Annotated in this window: 13 protein-coding genes; 10 read left to right on the top strand and 3 right to left on the bottom strand. The window is 70.0% G+C overall.

Translation table 11 applies throughout. From position 1 onward, the window contains the following. Positions 1-49 precede the first annotated feature (49 nt). The 9 genes from ACIHCL_RS24710 to ACIHCL_RS24670 all read left to right on the top strand — a co-directional run bounded on the left by ACIHCL_RS24710 (position 50) and on the right by ACIHCL_RS24670 (position 10,647). Positions 50-724 carry a hypothetical protein gene (locus tag ACIHCL_RS24710; RefSeq protein ID WP_399864815.1) on the top strand — a complete coding sequence of 225 codons (675 nt, stop codon included), beginning with the start codon at positions 50-52 and terminating at the stop codon, positions 722-724. A gap of 443 nt (positions 725-1,167) precedes the next feature. Beyond that, positions 1,168-1,806: a hypothetical protein gene (locus ACIHCL_RS24705; RefSeq protein ID WP_399864813.1), complete on the top strand. Its 639-nt coding sequence runs from the start codon at positions 1,168-1,170 to the stop codon at positions 1,804-1,806. Between the two features lie 314 nt (positions 1,807-2,120). Beyond that, positions 2,121-3,362, top strand: coding sequence for an amidohydrolase (locus ACIHCL_RS24700; RefSeq protein WP_399864863.1), 1,242 nt, complete (start codon positions 2,121-2,123; stop codon positions 3,360-3,362). A 149-nt stretch (positions 3,363-3,511) separates the two neighbouring features. Continuing rightward, a complete protein-coding gene (locus ACIHCL_RS24695) occupies positions 3,512-4,561 on the top strand; it encodes a BMP family protein (RefSeq protein WP_399864811.1) in 1,050 nt (349 codons plus the stop codon). Positions 4,562-4,832: 271 nt separating this feature from the next. Beyond that, entirely contained in the window at positions 4,833-6,428 is a 1,596-nt protein-coding gene (locus tag ACIHCL_RS24690; RefSeq protein ID WP_399864810.1) for an ABC transporter ATP-binding protein, read from the top strand. After that, the gene (locus ACIHCL_RS24685) at positions 6,428-7,546 is read left to right on the top strand and encodes an ABC transporter permease (RefSeq protein WP_399864809.1); all 1,119 of its coding nucleotides are present in this window, start codon (positions 6,428-6,430) and stop codon (positions 7,544-7,546) included. Before ACIHCL_RS24690 ends, ACIHCL_RS24685 begins: the two co-directional genes overlap by 1 nt. Further along, entirely contained in the window at positions 7,543-8,808 is a 1,266-nt protein-coding gene (locus tag ACIHCL_RS24680) for an ABC transporter permease (RefSeq protein ID WP_399864808.1), read from the top strand. Before ACIHCL_RS24685 ends, ACIHCL_RS24680 begins: the two co-directional genes overlap by 4 nt. After that, a complete protein-coding gene (locus ACIHCL_RS24675; RefSeq protein WP_399864807.1) occupies positions 8,805-9,206 on the top strand; it encodes a cytidine deaminase in 402 nt (133 codons plus the stop codon). The genes ACIHCL_RS24680 and ACIHCL_RS24675 overlap by 4 nt, the downstream gene beginning before the upstream one ends. 163 nt (positions 9,207-9,369) lie before the next feature. Further along, positions 9,370-10,647 (top strand): thymidine phosphorylase, encoded by a 1,278-nt coding sequence (locus ACIHCL_RS24670; protein ID WP_399864806.1) that lies wholly within the window; start codon positions 9,370-9,372, stop codon positions 10,645-10,647. Between the two features lie 177 nt (positions 10,648-10,824). On the opposite strand, the gene ACIHCL_RS24665 is transcribed toward ACIHCL_RS24670, so the two are convergent. After that, positions 10,825-14,097, bottom strand: a complete 3,273-nt coding sequence (locus ACIHCL_RS24665; protein ID WP_399864861.1) for a S8 family peptidase — start codon at positions 14,095-14,097, stop codon at positions 10,825-10,827. 268 nt (positions 14,098-14,365) lie between these two features. Here ACIHCL_RS24665 and ACIHCL_RS24660 point away from each other — a divergent pair, with 268 nt between their 5' ends. Then, on the top strand, positions 14,366-14,857 hold the full coding sequence (locus ACIHCL_RS24660) for an STAS domain-containing protein (protein ID WP_399864804.1): 492 nt from the start codon (positions 14,366-14,368) through the stop codon (positions 14,855-14,857). Positions 14,858-14,891: 34 nt separating this feature from the next. On the opposite strand, the gene ACIHCL_RS24655 is transcribed toward ACIHCL_RS24660, so the two are convergent. Together ACIHCL_RS24655 and ACIHCL_RS24650 are read right to left on the bottom strand one after the other, a co-directional pair. After that, the gene (locus tag ACIHCL_RS24655; protein ID WP_399864803.1) at positions 14,892-15,890 is read right to left on the bottom strand and encodes a sigma-70 family RNA polymerase sigma factor; all 999 of its coding nucleotides are present in this window, start codon (positions 15,888-15,890) and stop codon (positions 14,892-14,894) included. A 326-nt stretch (positions 15,891-16,216) separates the two neighbouring features. Then, on the bottom strand, positions 16,217-17,701 hold the full coding sequence (locus ACIHCL_RS24650; RefSeq protein ID WP_399864802.1) for an MFS transporter: 1,485 nt from the start codon (positions 17,699-17,701) through the stop codon (positions 16,217-16,219). Between the last annotated feature and the right edge of the window lie 32 nt (positions 17,702-17,733).

The raw sequence follows: 17,733 nt of genomic DNA, 5'->3' as shown, positions 1-17,733 counted from the left end.
ACGGGTGAGGGTAATCTGCGGAGGCTTGTGCATCCTTGAGCGTCCAGTTGTGAGCTGGACGCTTCGGGTGGTTGGGATTTTGGTGATCCTGATGGGTTCCCTGAGTGCGGCGTCTAATGTATTTCCAAAGGCTGCCGGAATGGCGGAACTTCTGCAGGACGCTCGAAAAGGCGGGATTTCATCGGTTCACGTCATTTATCTGTCCCCGATGGAGGCGCAGGCCCGCTGGGGGGACGGATTCATGCGGAGTAAAGAGTATACATATCGGTTCGATTCCCTGCCGGAAGGCCGGGACAGCGCCGAAGCCTTCAGTCGGGTCCTTCGGGGGCACTTCAGGGATGATGGGGTGGATCTGGTGTTGGATGCGAGGGATCCGCTAGTCGGCCTGGGGGGTGTCTCGCTCGTGGTTCCTGTACTCTACTGGCGCTTTATCGAGGTCATCTGGCTCAAGTGGATGGTCTTGGCTGCTTTTGTTGTAGGTGTAGGTGTGATGGTCACCCGGAAAGAGGGGCGCGCGCCCAGTGTCGGATATTGGTTGGCCGCTACCTGTATCGGGTCCGGAATGCTGGCCTACTTCTGGTCGGAACCCCATTCTCTTCGACGGGTCGACGGTTCCCGAGGGTGTAATTTTGGGATTTCGGGATGGGGTGTTTTCTTCCGTTCGGTCTGTTGGTTCGGGATAGCGCTGCTAGCGGCCTTTTTGGTTGTGTCTCTCCGTGGCTGACCCTGTTGCATCCTCCATACCCGCAGATCGGAAGGGCGCAGACGACAGCGCCGGTGCCTTGGTAGGTGCGGTCGGCCAGAATGAGAACTGCCTGGGCAGGCAGTTCTCGATCACACCGTGAGCGCGGGCGGCGGTCAGAACGTGAGTGGCTCCGGGATGGTGTGATGCCGCATTGAAGTGGGTTCAACGCTTGCTCATGCCGTGCCCCACCTGGTCGGTCGGTTGCCGGGCCGGTCGTGAGGCGGCTGTCGAAGGTGCTCCGGGCAGGCGGCTCCTGCCGCAGTGATTCCGGGCTTCGAAGTCGCCATGCTGCGTCGCTGGTTGCCCGGTACCCGTACGGGAGGGGGCTATGCCATCCCGGCCCGGAAGCGGTCCCGCGCTCAGGGTTCGTTGGGGGCGGTCCCTGATGGTGGGAGGGGGTCGTCCTGAGCGAGCATCTTCTCATGAACTTAACGGAGTTGAGAGGTAGTCAGGTCGGTTCTGTTCGGGCGGCGCTGGTCGTCGGCCCGGCCCTGATGGCCGCATACGGCATGGTCCGGCTCGTAGGGCGGGGGCTCGGCGACTACGGGCCCGGGGTGTGGTGGTCGGTGGCGCATCTGCTGTTCCTGGCAGGGGCGTTGACGTTCGTGCCGGTGTTCCTGGCGCTGTGGCGGGCGGCAGGGCTGAGGGGCGGCAGAGGGGTGGCTGTGGGGGTGGCGGCCCTGGCCGGGCTGGTCGGGGCGGCGGCCGTCGTGGTGCAGGCGGGGATCGATCTGGTCGTCGGGTTCGTCGCGGCGGACGAGGGCGCCATGAGCGAACTGTTCGAGCGGGTGCAGGGCGTGCCCGGCGCGATGCCGCTGGTCTACACGGTGGTGCCGATGCTGTTCTGGATGGGGCTGCTGGGGCTGGTCACCCTGCTCGCCCTCTACCGCCGGGACCTGGTGCCGGGGTGGACGCCTCCGCTGGTGCTGGCCGGGACGGTGCTGGTGGCGGTGAGTCTGGATCTACTGCCAGTGGGTGGGGCGTGCCTCGGGCTCGCGCTGCTGCCGGTGCGGCGAGCGCTGCCCGGCGCGGAGAGGGGCGCCGGGGGCGGTTGGTGCTGATGGGGAGCCGGGGGCGGCGGCGAGGCCCACGGCTGAAGGGCGACCGGGAAGCAGCCGAGGCGGAGGGAGTTGCGTGAGGGGTGAGGGGCGAGGGGCGAGGGGTGAGGGGCGAGGGGGGAGGGGGCGCGTTCACCCGAACGGGCCCGTCCCGCGCCCCGCGTACGCCCGGCGATCGAAATGCGCGAGTTTACCCAACTCGTCGTCAGCTCACACGCGGCGACCCGGTCATTTATTCGTCTGTGTGGCTGAACTTTTCTTGTTTCATGGTCAGTTGAAGGGGGAATGGACGTACCCTTCACCAGGTGAACCACTTGATGTCCCGCGCGCCCGACGACGCTCCCACGACCTCCGGCGACCCCCTCCCTGGCACCCTCCCCGGCACCCTGTCCGACCCCCTGCGCACCGAGCTCATCGCGTTCCGGCGCGATCTGCACATGCACCCCGAGCTGGGCAACCAGGAGTTCCGCACCACCGCGGCCATCAAGGCCCGGCTGGAGAGGGCCGGGCTGCGGCCCCGGGTGCTCTCCACCGGCACCGGACTCGTGTGCGACGTGGGCACGCGGGGCGACGCCACCCGGCCCGTGCTCGCCCTGCGCGCGGACATCGACGCCCTGCCGATCCCGGACACCAAGTCCGGCGTCCCGTACCGCTCCACCGTCCCCGACCGGGCGCACGCCTGCGGGCACGACGTCCACACCACCTCGGTCCTCGGCGCCGGGCTCGTGCTCGCCGAGCTCGACCGGAAGGGGCTGCTCCCGAACCCCGTGCGGTTGATCTTCCAGCCGGCCGAAGAGGTGCTGCCGGGCGGGGCGCCCGACACCATCGCGTCCGGGGCGCTGGAGGGCGTCGGCCGGATCATCGCCGTGCACTGCGACCCGAGGGTGGACGTGGGGCGGATCGGGCTGAAGGTCGGCGCGATCACCTCCGCCTGCGACCGGCTGGAGATCAGCCTCGACGGCCCCGGCGGGCACACCGCCCGGCCGCATCTGACCACCGACCTGGTCACCGCCGCCGCCAAGGTCGCCACCGAGGTGCCCGCGCTGCTGTCGCGCCGGGTCGACGCCCGCGCCGGTCTCGCCGTCACCTGGGGGCGGCTGCGCGTCGGCCACGCCTGCAACGTGATCCCGCAGCACGCCGAGCTCTCCGGCACTGTCCGCTGCCTGGAGCTGGCCGCCTGGCGCGAGGCGCCCGACCTGGTGCACGCGGCGGTGGACGAGGTCGCCGGGATGTACGGTGCCAAGACGGTGATCAACTACGTCCGGGGCGTCCCGCCGGTCGTCAACGACGCCTCCGTCACCGATCTGCTCGCCGCCGCGATGACCGCGCGCCGCGGCGCCGACGCGATCGAGAGCACCGAGCAGAGCCTCGGCGGCGAGGACTTCTCCTGGTACCTGGAGCACGTCCCCGGCTCCATGGCCCGCCTCGGCGTCCGTACCCCCGGCGACAGTGCCCGGCTCGACCTGCATCGCGGCGATTTCGACGCCGACGAGCGGGCCATCGCGGTCGCCGTGGAGCTGTTCACTGCCTCCGCGTTGCTGCACGACAACCATCCGTGACCGAAGGTGTCACCCCCTTGTCGCCCCCCGTTCGCGACGATCCGATAACGGCTTCCGTACGGGGCTTTATCTGACATCTACGCGCGTTACGATCGCGGCGAAACCAGCGCCGGAAGAGGCGCTTCGGTCAGGTTTGAAGGAGCCTTCCCTTGCGCCGGGTATCCAAGATCACCGCTGCGTGTGCCGTCACCGCGACCCTCGCGCTCACCGCCTCCGCGTGCGGTGGCAAGTCCTCGTCGGACGCCGGTTCCGACTCCAAGCAGGCGAAGACCGCGATCGCGTACGACGTCGGTGGCCGCGGCGACCAGTCGTTCAACGACGCGGCCTACGCCGGCCTGGCCAAGGCCGAGAAGGATCTCGGTTTCAAGGGCACCGAGGCGGAGCCGTCCGACGGTGAGTCCGACGCGGACAAGGTGCAGCGCCTCACCTCGCTGGCCCGCGCCGGCAACAACCCGGTGATCGGCGTCGGCTTCGCGTACGCCCCCGCGATCAAGAAGGTCGCCCCGAAGTTCCCGAAGACCACCTTTGGGATCATCGACGACGCCTCGGTGACCGGCGACAACATCGCCAACCTGGTGTTCAACGAGGAGCAGGGCTCCTACCTCGCCGGCGTCGCCGCCGCCAAGGTGACCAAGACGAAGACGGTCGGCTTCATCGGCGGCGTGGAGACCCCGCTGATCAAGAAGTTCGAGGCGGGCTTCGAGCAGGGTGTCAAGGACACCGACCCGTCGGTCAAGGTCCTGTCGCAGTACCTGACCCAGCCGCCGAACTTTGACGGCTTCTCCAAGCCCGACCTCGGCAAGGCCGCCGCCCAGGGGCAGCTCGACAAGAAGGCCGACGTCGTCTACTCCGCGGCCGGTCTGGCCGGTTCCGGCTCCATCGAGGCCACCGCGAAGGCGGGCAAGTGGGCCATCGGCGTCGACTCCGACCAGTACAACCAGAAGGGCCTGGCCGCGTACAAGGACCAGATCCTGACCTCGGTCACCAAGGACGTGGCGGACTCCGTCTTCGCCCTGATCCAGTCGGTCAAGGACGGCAAGCCGCAGGCCGGTGAGGTCCGCTACGGCCTGGACAAGGACGGCGTCGGCCTGGCCGACGCCAACCCCGCCTTCACGAAGATGGCCGACGTCATCGCCGCGGTCGAGAAGGCGAAGAAGGCCATCACCGAAGGCAAGATCACCGTCAAGACCGCCCCGTAACGGCTTTTGCCGTACAACCGGTCCATCGTGAGCCCGGAGCGGGTGCCCCCATCGCCGCTCCGGGTCCGCGGGCGCTCCAGGGGGACGGTCCGCCGGTGCGATGTTCCCTCCGCACCGGCCTCGTCCTCCTCGCCTGGGCCCCGGGTTCGCTCCGTACGGGCCTAGGAACCGGGTTTTCGGTTCCGCCGCACGTCGGAGTCTCACGATTCGGCAGCACTACGCGCGTAGACCACCCTTTGCCGCGATAGCTTCAGCCCGCCCCTGTCCCCCCATGTCCCCGCTCCTGTCCGGCCGAGGAGAGTGCGTCATCACCGCGTCCAGTAGTCCCCCCGCCGTGGAACTGCACGGCATCACCAAGCGCTTTCCGGGCGTCGTCGCCAACCGTGACATCGACATCACCATCCGCAAGGGTACGGTTCACGCCCTCGTCGGTGAGAACGGCGCCGGCAAGTCCACTCTGATGAAGATCCTCTACGGCATGCAGAAGCCGGACGAGGGGACGATCGAGATCGACGGCGACGAGGTCGTGTTCGGCAGTCCCGCCGACGCCATCGGCCGCGGCATCGGCATGGTGCACCAGCACTTCATGCTCGCCGACAACTTCACCGTGCTGGAGAACGTGGTCCTCGGCGGCGAGAAGCTGTACGGCATCGGCTCCGCCGCGCGCAAGAAGATCATGGAGATCTCGGACGCGTACGGTCTGGGCATCCGGCCCGACGCCCGCGTCGAGGACCTCGGCGTCGCCGACCGCCAGCGCGTGGAGATCCTCAAGGTCCTCTACCGGGGCGCACGCATCCTCATCCTGGACGAGCCGACAGCCGTCCTCGTGCCGCAGGAGGTCGACGCGCTCTTCGACAACCTGCGCGAGCTGAAGGCCGAGGGCCTCACCGTCATCTTCATCTCGCACAAGCTGGGCGAGGTGTTGTCGGTCGCCGACGACATCACGGTGATCCGCCGCGGCACGACGGTCGGCACCGCCGACCCGGCCACGACGACCACCAAGCAGCTCGCCGAGCTGATGGTGGGCAGTGAGCTGCCCTCGCCCGAGACCCGCGAGTCCACGGTGACGGACGTCCCGATGCTCCAGGTCGAGGGCCTCGCGCTCAGCGCGACCGACCCGGACGGAGTGACGCGCGACGTGCTGGCCGGCATCGACCTCACCATCCACAAGGGCGAGGTCCTGGGCATCGCCGGAGTCGAGGGGAACGGCCAGACCGAGCTGATCGAGGCGCTGATCGGCATGCGGAACCCCGACCGCGGGCTGATCACGCTCGACGGCGAGGACATCTCGCACGCCCCCACGCGCAAGCGGCGGGAGGGCGGCATCGGCTACGTCCCCGAGGACCGCCACCGCCACGGCCTCCTGCTGGAGGCCCCGCTCTGGGAGAACCGGATCCTCGGCCACGTCACGGAGAAGCCCAACAGCCGGGGCGGCCTGCTGGACATCAAGGCGGCCCGCGCCGACACCGAGCGGATCGTGCGCGAGTACGACGTCCGCACCCCCGGCATCGACGTCACCGCGGCCTCCCTCTCCGGCGGCAACCAGCAGAAGCTGATCGTCGGCCGCGAGATGAGCCACGCCCCGAAGCTGCTGATCGCCGCGCATCCCACCCGCGGCGTGGACGTCGGGGCGCAGGCGCAGATCTGGGACCAGATCCGTGCGGCGCGCCGCGAAGGGCTCGCCGTCCTGCTCATCTCGGCGGACCTGGACGAACTGATCGGACTGTCCGACACCCTGCGTGTCATGTACCGCGGCCGGCTGGTCGCCGACGCCGATCCCGGCACCATCACCCCGGAGGAACTTGGCTCGGCCATGACCGGCGCCGCCACCGGTCATCTCAAGGCAGCACCGGAGGACGAGTCCTGATGAAGAAATTCGACAAGGACCGGCTGGTCCTGGGCTTCGCGGGCCCGGTTCTCGCCCTGGTCGTCGCCTTCGCGCTCACCACGGTGGTGCTGCTCGCCTCGGGGAAGGACCCGTTCGAGCCGTACCAGCTGATGTTCGACTCGGCGACGTACGCGGACGTACAGGTACTGATCATCAACCAGGCCGGTACGTACTACCTCGCCGCCCTCGCGGTCGCGGTCGGCTTCCGGATGAACCTCTTCAACATCGGCGTCGACGGCCAGTACCGGCTCGCCGCGATGGCGGCCGCGCTGATGGGCGCCGCCGTAGATCTGCCGGGGCCGGTCCACATCGTGCTCATCGTGGTCGTCGCCATGCTGGTCGGTGCCTTCTGGGCCGGTATCGCGGGCTTCCTGAAGACCACCCGTGGGGTGAGCGAGGTCGTCTCGACGATCATGCTCAACTCCATCGCCACCGCGTTGATCGCCTGGCTGATCCTGCCGAAGAACTTCGGTGTGCAGCCGGCCGGGTCCAACAACCTGACCACGGGCGACATCCCCGAGTCCGGGTGGTTCCCCGGCCTGTCCCTGGGCGACGAGGCGGGCGAGATCTACGGCTTCACCTTCGTCGCGGCGGCCCTCGGCGTCGTCTACTGGTTCGTGCTGAACCGCACCCGGTTCGGCTTCGACCTGCGGGCCACCGGCGAGAGCGAGAGCGCCGCGCAGGCATCCGGCGTGGACGCCAAGAGGATGGTCCTCACCTCGATGCTGATCTCCGGGGCGGTGGCCGGTCTCGCCGGCATGCCGACGCTCCTCGGCGACACCCACACCTACAGCCTCGACTTCCCGACCGGAATCGGCTTCACGGGCATCACCATCGCCCTGCTCGGCCGGAACAACCCGCTCGGCATCGCCTTCAGCGCCCTGCTGATCGCCTTCCTGGACAAGACCTCCTCCTCCCTCGACCAGTTCGGGTACGAGAAGGAGATAGCCACGATCATGCAGGGCCTGATCGTGATCTCGGTCGTCGTCAGCTATGAGCTGGTCCGCCGTTACGCAACCCGCCGCCAGCAGCAGAAGGTCGGCGAGGAACTCGCCGCCGGGCATGCCCTCACGACCGAGAAGGAGGCCGCACAGTGAGCGCCACCCAAGCCTCCGCCGCGAGCGTCGCCCCGAAGAAGAGCGCCGGCCGCCGCAAGCTCTCCCTGCCCGTCGTCCTGCTGATCATCGCGGGCGCCCTGGCCCTGGTCTCGCTGGTCCGGCTGATCAGCGGCGCCAACGACGTGACCTCCGTCGGCCAGGTGGCGGGCGCCCTGGAACTCGCCGTCCCGATCGGGCTGGCCGGGCTCGGCGGCCTGTGGGCCGAGCGCGCGGGCGTCGTCAACATCGGTCTCGAAGGCATGATGATCCTCGGCACCTGGTTCGGTGCCTGGGCCGGTTTCCAGTGGGGTCCCTGGGTGGGGGTGCTCTTCGGCATCCTCGGCGGGGCTCTCGGCGGGCTCCTCCACGCGATCATCACCGTCACCTTCGGCGTGAACCACATCGTCTCCGGTGTGGCCATCAACATCCTCGCCGTCGGCCTCACCCGCTACCTCTCCAACTTCGCCTTCGCCCAGGCCGAGGGAGGTTCCTCCAAGCAGTCCCCGCGCATCGACGCGATCGACCGGATCACCGTTCCAGGGCTGTCGGACTGGCTGTTCGACCTCCAACAGAAGCACTGGTTCCTGCTCTCCGACATCGCCGGGATCGTCGGCGGCCTGATCACCAACCTGTCATGGCTGACCGTGGTCGCCCTGCTGCTGGTCCCCGGCACCTGGTGGGTGCTGTGGCGCACGTCGTTCGGCCTGCGGCTGCGTTCCTGCGGTGAGAGCCCGGTCGCCGCCGAGTCGCTCGGCGTCAACGTCTACAAGTACAAGTACATCGCCGTCATCGTCTCGGGCGGCATGGCCGGACTCGCCGGGGCCTTCCTCGCGATCGTCTCCACCGGCATCTACCAGGAGGGCCAGACGGGCGGCCGAGGCTACATCGGTCTCGCCGCGATGATCTTCGGCAACTGGATGCCGGGCGGCCTGGCGCTGGGAGCCGGTCTCTTCGGCTTCACCGACAGCCTCAAGCTGCGCGGCGGCGCCGAGAACGTGCACGCGATGCTCCTGCTGCTCGCCATCCTGCTGGTCGTCGTGCTGCTCTGGCAGCTGTACCGGAAGAAGTACGTGGCCGCGGTGGTCTCGGCCGCCGTCTCCGCGCTGCTCTTCACCTGGTACGCGCTGACCGACCAGGTCCCGAGCCAGTTCGTCGACGCCGCCCCGTACGTCACCACGCTCCTGGTCCTCTCCCTCTCGGCACAACGATTGCGGATGCCGAAGGCGGACGGGCTGATCTACCAGAAGGGCCAAGGCAAGTGACCGCCCCCGCCGAGGTCGACTGGACGGCGCTGCGGAGCGCCGCCCGGTCCGCCATGACGCGTGCGTACGTCCCGTACTCGCAGTACCCGGTCGGGGCGGCGGCCCGCGTCGACGACGGGCGGATCGTGTCCGGCTGCAACGTCGAGAACGCCTCGTACGGGCTCGGGCTGTGTGCCGAGTGCGGGCTGGTCTCCCAGCTCCACGCCACCGGTGGCGGCCGGCTGACCCACTTCACCTGCGTGGACGGGTCGGGCGAGGTCCTGGTGCCGTGCGGCCGGTGCAGGCAGCTCCTTTACGAGTTCGGCGGGCCGGAGCTGGTCCTGGAGACGCCGGAGGGCCTGCGCACGCTCGACGAGATGCTGCCGCAGGCGTTCGGCCCGGAGCATCTGAGGCCGTAGCCGAACGGCCCCCGGCCCGCCACGGCCCTCCGTTTGCCGGAGAGCCGTGGCGGGCCACGGGAGGCCCGCGCCCACCCCCGCCCTCTATGCGCGTAGAGTCAGAGGGGACTCTTGCGCGCGAAAGCACGCACGCAGCACGTACCGGCCGGAAGGACTCCCGCACATGGACGCCATCTCCGTCATCCGCACCAAGCGCGACCGGGGCGAGCTGACCCCCGAGCAGATCGACTGGGTCATCGACGCGTACACCCGCGGCGAGGTCGCCGACGAGCAGATGTCCGCGCTGGCCATGGCGATCCTGCTGAACGGCATGAACCGCGCCGAGATCGCCCGCTGGACCGCCGCGATGATCGCCTCCGGAGAACGGATGGACTTCGCCTCGCTCTCCCGGCCCACCACCGACAAGCACTCCACGGGCGGCGTCGGCGACAAGATCACCCTGCCGCTGGCCCCGCTGGTCGCCGCCTGCGGCGCCGCCGTGCCGCAGCTCAGCGGCCGGGGCCTCGGCCACACCGGCGGCACGCTCGACAAGCTGGAGTCCATCCCCGGCTGGCGCGCCCACCTCTCGAACGAGCAGATGCTCGGCGTCCTGGACACCACCGGCGCCGTGATCTGCGCCGCCGGCGACGGACTGGCCCCCGCCGACAAGAAGCTGTACGCGCTGCGCGACGTCACCGGCACCGTCGAGGCCATCCCGCTGATCGCCAGCTCGATCATGTCCAAGAAGATCGCCGAGGGCACCGGCGCGCTCGTCCTGGACGTCAAGGTCGGCTCCGGCGCGTTCATGAAGACCATCGAGGACGCCCGCGAACTGGCCTCCACCATGGTCGCCCTGGGCACCGACAGCGGTGTGCGGACGGTCGCGCTGCTCACCGACATGGCCACCCCGCTCGGCCTGACCGCGGGCAACGCGCTGGAAGTGCGCGAGTCCGTCGAGGTTCTGGCGGGCGGCGGCCCGAAGGACGTCGTCGAGCTCACCCTGGCCCTCGCCCGCGAGATGCTGGACGCGGCCGGACTGGGGGACGCCGACCCGGAGAAGGCCCTCGCCGACGGTTCCGCGATGGACGTCTGGCGCCGCATGATCTCCGCCCAGGGCGGCGACCCGGACGCCCCGCTCCCGGTCGCCCGCGAGCGGCACGTGGTCACGGCCCCGGCCTCCGGCGTGCTCACCCGGCTCGACGCGTACGACATCGGCGTGGCCGCCTGGCGGCTCGGGGCCGGCCGGGCCCGCAAGGAGGACGTGGTGCAGGCGGGCGCGGGCGTCGAACTGCACGCCAAGCCCGGTGACCCGGTCACGGCCGGGCAGCCCCTGCTGACCCTGCACACCGACACGCCCGAGAAGTTCGAGTACGCGCTGAAGGCCCTGCCCGCCGCGTACGACATCGCCCCGGAGGGCACGCACTTCACCCCGACCCCGGTGGTGCGCGAGCGCATCGCGTGACGCGAGCCGTCGGCCGGGTGCCGTGCGACGCGCACGCGTGACACCCGGCACGTCGTCCGTGGGCATCGCCCCCGGACCACCGGGCGGGACCCCACTCCCGTCCGGGGAACGCGAACGGCCCGTCCGGGCGGAGGAATCCGTCCGGACGGGCCGTTGCCTTGCGTGCCGAGGAACCCGCTACTTGCCGAAGTAGGCGTGGTAGATCGTCACCGAGGACTTGTTGCCCTTCTTGTCCGTGACATTGGCCTTGTAGGAGATGGACTTCCCCTTGGCCGGGTTCTTCACGGAGAGCTTGCCCGACTTGACCGCGGACTTCTTCCAGGTCTTTCCGCCGTCGTAACTGACATACACCGTCAGCGACTTGAGGTTCTTACCGGCGGCGGCGCCCTGCACCTTCACCGGCACGGAAGCGGTCTTGCCCGCGGTCACCTTGCCGTCCAGCGTCACGTTGGGGGTGAAGCGGACCGTGGAGGCCGGCAGCGCGGTCTGGTAGCCGGTCTTCTTCGACCGGAAGGACCAACTGGCGTCGATCCGGCCGGAGACGGCCGACACCTTGGGGGAGAGCCGCACGGAGGTCGTCAGCCGGTAGTCGGCCGCGCCGGACGGCACGGTGATGGGCTCGCCCTCCAGCGGATTCGTGTTCTGCACGAGCTTCTTGCCGTTGCGGTACAGCACGGTCTTGACCGAGGAGTACGTGGAGGCACCGTAGTTGCCGCTTCCATCGGACGAGAGCGCCAGGTCCGCGACGAGTTCATTGCCTTCGCGGAAGATCCCCAGGTCGGTACCGAGAGCCGGGCCGAACACGGCGGTGTTCATCTTCTTCGCGTACGTGGCACCGGGCTTGAGGGCCGGCAGGCCGTCGAGGGTGTACACCGCGTCGATGACCGGGAAGCCGTCGGCGTCCGTCCCGCCTTCCTGCAAGAGGTCGAAGGACCACTTCACCTTGTCGGCGGTGGAGACATAGGCGGTGACGGTACCGGGCAGCTTGTGCGCGGACCAGGCACCCCAGGCGCCGGACGAATTGGGGAGCAGGCCCCATGCCCCGATCTCACCGGTCTTGCCCTTGACGGACGCGCCGACTCCGATGTTCATCTTGGCCATCTGACCGGCGGTGAACGTGCGCTTGTAGCCGGTCGCGGCCTGAGTCACCCGACCGCCGACCGCGATGTCGTACCGGGTCGCGGCCCCCTTGGTCCAGGAGCCGATCCACTGCTGGTAGAGCGAGCCGTCCGTCACCTTCGGGCCCAGGTGCGCGGTGCGCAGCCCCCGGTACGAGTTCAGGTACCAGCCGTAGCCGTAGCCGATGTCCTTGGTCTCGAACTGGATCTCGGGCGCGGCCAGGAGGTCCTTCGTGCCCGTGGCGGGCAGGGTGAAGTCCACCGGCTTCGTCGTGCGCGCGTCGAGGGTCACGCTGGTGTTCTTGGCGATGTCGAGCTTCGGCCGGGTCAGCCAGTCGGTGCCCTTGGCGCTGTCCTCGGGGTCGGTGTAGATGGCCGTGTTGAGCGCGTAACCGCCCTTGGGCACGCGGAGCTTGACCGTGCCGCCGTCTCCCGTCGGGTGGAGCCAGCTGCCGCGCGCCGGGCCGGAGAGGCCGGCCAGGTCGTTCTCGTAGAACTCGGCGGGCTTGCCGTCGCGTCCGATGACCTTGAGAGTGAGGTCGTACGACTCGACCTCGCGGTCGACCGCGGCGGCGGTGCGGACGGTCTGCCCGCTGCCGGTGGCGACGACGTACGCGGAGTAGCTGCCGTTGGCGTTGCCGCCGAGCCGGGTGTCCACGGTCAGCGGCACATCGGCGCTGCCGCCCGCGGGGACGGTCACCTTGTCACCGCCGAGGGTGAAGAAACCGGCCGGGGCGGGCTTGCCCTGCGGGCCGGTGCCGTCGACCGCGAGGTCGAGGGTGACGTCCGTCGCCCCCAGGTTGCGGTACGTGATCTGCTTGGTGACCGGGGTGTCGTCGGTGTGCGGCCACTGCTGCACGCCGTAGTTGAGCGACACCGGGTCGGCGACGACGGTCTGGGCGATCGCCCGGTCGACGGAGATCCGCCCCGAACCCTGCTGGAACGGGGTGTACGCGCCCGGCTTCGTCGAGGCCGTGAGGGCCCCCTTGAGCTCCGTGTACTTCCAGTCCGGGTGCTGCTGCTTGAGGAGCGCCGCGGCGCCCGCGACGTGCGGGGTCGCCATCGACGTACCGGAGATGGTCAGGTAGCCGGACGGGCTCTGGCCGACCTCCTTGTCGATGACGGAACCGGGTGCGGCGGCCGCCGTGATGTCCACACCGGGGGCGGTGACGTCGGGCTTGATCGCGCCGTCGCCGACGCGCGGGCCGCGGCTGGAGAATTCGGCCAACCGGTCACGGTCGTCGACCGCGCCGACGGTCAGCGCGGCGTCCGCACTGCCCGGGGAGCCGACCGTACCGGGCTCGTCGCCCTCATTGCCCGCGGCGATGGCGAACAGCACGCCCTTGTCGGCGGAGAGCTTGTTGACGGCCGCTTCGAGCGGGTCGATGCCCGGGGTGTCGTCGCCGCCGAGGCTCAGGTTGACGATGTCGGCGCCCTGCGCGACCGCCCACTCCATGCCCGCCAGGATGCCGGAGTCGTCACCGTAGCCGTCGTCGTCGAGCACCTTGCCCGCGATCAGCTTGGCCTCCGGGGCCACGCCCTTGAACTTCCCGCCCGATTTGGCGCCCGTACCGGCGGCGATCGACGCCACGTGGGTGCCGTGGCCGTACCGGTCCTTGGTGTCGGACGCGTCGGAGAAGTTCTTCGCCTCCAGGACCTGGTTCTTGAGGTCCGGGTGGGTGGCGTCCACCCCGGTGTCCAGGACGGCGATCTTGACGCCCTTGCCGGTGTAACCGGCCTTCCAGGCGGACGGGGTGCCGATCTGCGGGACGCTCTTGTCGAGGCTCGCCCTGCGTACGCCGTCCAGCCAGACGCGGTCGATCCCCGCGGCCGTGGTGCGCTGGACACTGCGTGACGGCTTGCTGGTGAGCGCCTGCCAGATCTCCTGGGCGTCGTCCACCGGCGTGGTCACCGACTCGGCGTTCAGCGACGTCAGGGTCCGGCCGACCCGGGTGCCGCCCGCGTCATGGACCTCGGCCTTCGCGTCCGACGCCCGCGCTCCCCGGTAGGAGACGATCAGCTTCAGGCCCGACTTCTGGGCCCTGCGGACCTCCGCGCGGTTCAGCTCGGTGATGTCGAACAGCCGGCGGTCCAGCTTGCCGGAGCTGATCAGCCGTTGGGCGTCGGCGGGGACGAGCAGGGTGTGCCCGTCGTGTATCTGCCGCTTCACGGGTATGTGTTCACGCCCCGGGGCGGGCTGGAAGCCCCGCACCCGGCCCTTGGCGTCCACGGTGACGCGGTCGCCGGTGATGAGCGTCAGCTCGTGCCCCGCCCCGGCGGCGGTGCCCGTCGGCCGGGCGGCCGTGGGCTGGGCGGCGGCCGGGGTGGTCATACCCGCCGCGAGGGCCACGGCGGCGGCCGCGGCGATGGTCGAAACACACGCGTTTCTCACGTGTTCGCGCAACTCTCCCCCTGGAGAATCAGGCGGCCCACGAGGGCCACTGGTCAGTCGGTGCCGACGGGACGGGCCGGACGGCCGAAGGGCCGAACCGCCGATCCGGCGGACCGCTGGTACAGACCGGTCATGTACCTAGAGGGGGAATGGGTCGCACAGGTTCACAGCGGGCCGACAGATAAACGGAGTTGACGAAAGTTCATCGGTGGCGGGGGAGAAGAACACGGGCGCGGGACGGGAGGACGGCGGAGGAGAGACCGCGAAACTCGGCTATGCGCCCCGAGAGCTGGGAACGTGCGCACCGGAAGCGGGAACGATGAGTTTCGGCCACCGGACCGGTCTGCCTGATGTGGAACCCGCACCCCCGAACGTCCTTGTCATCACCGGCCGCGTCACACCGGCCGTGGTCCCGGTCCTCGTCGCCGAACTGGAGTCGCTGCTGTACGACTCCGGGGGAGCCCTGCGCGTCCCGGACGACCGGGTGGACTGCGATGTGGGCGGCGTCGCACACGTGGATCTGGCCCTGGTCGAGGCCGTGGCACGACTCGGACTCGTCGCCCGGCGAGCGGGAGGCAAACGGCTGCGCCTGCGCAACGCGCCATCGGGGCTCCGGGACCTCCTCGATCTGGTGGGGCTGGCCGACGTGGTGGAGACGGAACGGGGTACCGGAGGCCGGAGCGGCGGAGACCGGACCTGAACGGGCCGCGCTCCAGAGTTCCGCATGCCGCGCCTCACTCCCCGTCGGCCGCGAGCCGGTCCGGCAGTCCGAACAGCGGGAACCAGCGGGGTGTGTCCAGGAAGCAGTGCAGTCCGGTGATGAAGCCCTCCGAGACGTCGATGACCTGCACCGCCCACGGCACGAATCCCGGCCCGTCCGGATCCGGCTTGTAGTGCGCGAACGCCGGGGAGCCGTTCGCCCGCGTCGCCACCAGCCGGGAGTTCGCGCAGCCGGCGCCGATGGTCTGCATGAAGCCGGTGATGTCGGCGTGCCCCCGGAGCCAGAGGTCGAACGGCGGCATGGTCATCACGGCGTCCTCGTGGAGCAGCGCGGTCAGCGCCGCCATGTCGTACCCCTCGAAGGCGGCGACGTACCGTTCGAGGAGCTTGCGCTGCTCCTCGTCGAGCGGGTTCGAGGTGTCCACGGGCTTGCCCTCGTGCTCCGAGAGGGTGGCACGCGCCCGCTGGAGGGCGCTGTTCACCGAGGCGACCGAGGTGTCGAGCAGCTCGGCGACCTCGCTCGCCCTCCAGGCCAGCACCTCGCGCAGGATCAGCACGGCCCGCTGCTTGGGCGGCAGATGCTGCAATGCCGCGACGAACGCGAGCCGCACCGACTCCCGTGTCACCGCGGCCTCGGCCGGGTCGTCGACCGACGGCAGGACGCGGCCGTCCGGCATCGGCTCCAGCCAGGTGTTCTCCGGCAGCGGGTTGAGTGCCGCGTCGGCGAGCGGTGTCGGGCCCGACAGATCGACCGGACGGGCACGCTTCTTTCCCGCGTTCAGCATGTCCAGGCAGACGTTGGTGGCGATGCGGTACAACCACGACCGCAGTGACGAACGCCCCTCGAACTTCTCGAAGCTGCGCCAGGCGCGCACCATCGTGTCCTGTACGGCGTCCTCCGCCTCGAAGGCCGAGCCGAGCATCCGGTAGCAGTAGCCGGTCAGCTCGACCCGGAACCCCTCCAACCGGCCGTCGACGTCCGACGCCCCTGCCGTCACCGTCAGATCACTCATCGCTCCACCCCTGTAGCGCCGTGACGCCGATCACTTCGGCACTTCGGAAGGTATCGGAGCCCACTGACAACAGGGATGGGAAACGGCCGAGCCACACCCGTTCCGGCACTCCGCGTGCCGCTCGCTCCGTTCAGCGACGACGCGGAGGACGCCGTATCGGCATCGGATCGCTCCGGCCCGGCCGGCTCCGCACCGGCGCCACATGCCGACGCGCAGCGCCACGTGCCGACGCGTAGCGCCACGTGCCGACGCGTAGCGCCACGTGCCGACGCGTAGCGCCACGTGCCGACGCGCGGCGGCTCGGCACGGGCCGTACGGCCGGCGTGTCAGCCTCGCGCCGCCGCGGCCACCGCCATCGGCCGGGTCCGCGTGGCACGCGCGGCCCGCGATCCGTACAACGTGACCGACACGACCCCGAGGACCGCGAGCAGCCCCAGCGACACCGTGCCGCCCCAGCCCCCGGCGTGGAAGGCGACCGCGCCGAGCGTGCCGCCCGCGCTGGAACCCAGGTAGTACGCGGACTGGTAGAGCGCCGACGCCTGCGCCCGCCCCGTCGTCGCCGTGCGGCTCACCGCCGAGGAGGCGACCGCGTGCCCGGCGAAGAAGCCCGCCGTGATCAGCACCAGACCGAGGAGCACCAGGGCCACCGTGTCGGCCAGCGAGAGCAGCAGTCCGGCGGCGGTCGTCGAGACGGCCAGATACAGCGCGCCCCGGCGGCCGAGCCGGGCGACCAGCTTCCCGGCCGCGGCGGAGGAGACCGTGCCGACGAGGTACACCAGGAAGATCGAGCCGACGACTCCCTGCGGAAGGTTGAACGGCGCCGCGACCAGCCGATAGCCGATCACGGTGTAGACCGCGCCGAACACCGTCATGAACAGCGCGCCGATCGCGAACAGCCGGCGCAGCAGCGGATCGGCGAGATGCCCGGCCACCGTCCGCGCCACGGCCTTCGGGTTCAGCGAACCCGGGGTGAAGTTCCGGGCCTTGGGGATCATGAAGTGGAACGCGACCGCGCAGCCCGCGGCCAGTAGCCCGACCGCGCCGACCGCCGCCCGCCAGCCCCATAGCTGCGCGATCCAGCCGGTGAGGATGCGTCCGCTCATGCCGCCGATGCTGTTGCCCGCCACGAACAGTCCGATCGCGGCCACCAGCGCCTTGGGCCGCACCTCCTCTGCCAGGTACGCCATCGCGGAGGCGGGCAGCCCGGCCAGCGCCGCGCCCTGTACGGCGCGCAGCGCCACCAGCCAGCCCAGCGAGGGGGCGAAGGGCACGAGCAACCCGACCAGTACGGCGACCGCCAGCGACGCGGTCATCATCTGCCGCCGTCCGAACCGCTCGGACAGCGCGCTCAGCGGCAGCACGCACAGCGCCAGCGCGCCCGTCGCCGCGGAGACCGTCCAACTGGCCTGCCCGGCCGTGGCGCCCAGAGAGGCGGAGACGGCGGGCAGCAGGGCCTGGGTGGAGTAGAGGAGCGCGAAGGTCGCGACACCCGCGGCGAAGAGGGCGAAGCTCATCCGGCGGTAGCCGGGGCGGCCGGGTTCGAGACGGTCCGGTTCGTGACGGTCCCGTTCGTGACGACCCGATTGGTGACCGCTCGGTTCGCGACGGACCGGCGCGGCGGGCCCGGCCTCTGCGCGAGCCGTGGAACCGGCTTCGGCGGAGCCGCTTCCCGCGGGACCGGGATCGGAGTCCGCGTCGGCGGTCTGTGCGGTGCCGGAGCTGTCGGAGCTGTTGGAGGCGTCAGCGACGGGGGACGGCTGGGGCGAGGCGACCACGGTGATCGTGGCCGCCCCGGTACTGGCAGGAGGCATGTTTCGAAGATAAGATGCTCCACTTCATGCGT

The sequence above is a fragment of the Streptomyces sp. NPDC052042 genome, assembly GCF_044548345.1.
In the GTDB taxonomy this organism is placed as follows: Bacteria; Actinomycetota; Actinomycetes; order Streptomycetales; family Streptomycetaceae; genus Streptomyces.
The sequence above is the reverse complement of the archived record's forward strand: the minus strand, read 5'-3'. Positions and strand labels throughout refer to the sequence as shown.

Bases quoted from the DNA above. Each gene is read 5' to 3' on its own strand.
- ACIHCL_RS24705 (WP_399864813.1), top strand. From the start codon at position 1,168: ATGAACTTAACGGAGTTGAGAGGTAGTCAGGTCGGTTCTGTTCGGGCG.
- ACIHCL_RS24700 (WP_399864863.1), top strand. From the start codon at position 2,121: ATGTCCCGCGCGCCCGACGACGCTCCCACGACCTCCGGCGACCCCCTC.
- ACIHCL_RS24690 (WP_399864810.1), top strand. From the start codon at position 4,833: ATGTCCCCGCTCCTGTCCGGCCGAGGAGAGTGCGTCATCACCGCGTCC.
- ACIHCL_RS24685 (WP_399864809.1), top strand. From the start codon at position 6,428: ATGAAGAAATTCGACAAGGACCGGCTGGTCCTGGGCTTCGCGGGCCCG.
- ACIHCL_RS24670 (WP_399864806.1), top strand. From the start codon at position 9,370: ATGGACGCCATCTCCGTCATCCGCACCAAGCGCGACCGGGGCGAGCTG.
- ACIHCL_RS24665 (WP_399864861.1), bottom strand. From the start codon at position 14,097: ATGACCACCCCGGCCGCCGCCCAGCCCACGGCCGCCCGGCCGACGGGC.
- ACIHCL_RS24655 (WP_399864803.1), bottom strand. From the start codon at position 15,890: ATGAGTGATCTGACGGTGACGGCAGGGGCGTCGGACGTCGACGGCCGG.
- ACIHCL_RS24650 (WP_399864802.1), bottom strand. From the start codon at position 17,701: ATGCCTCCTGCCAGTACCGGGGCGGCCACGATCACCGTGGTCGCCTCG.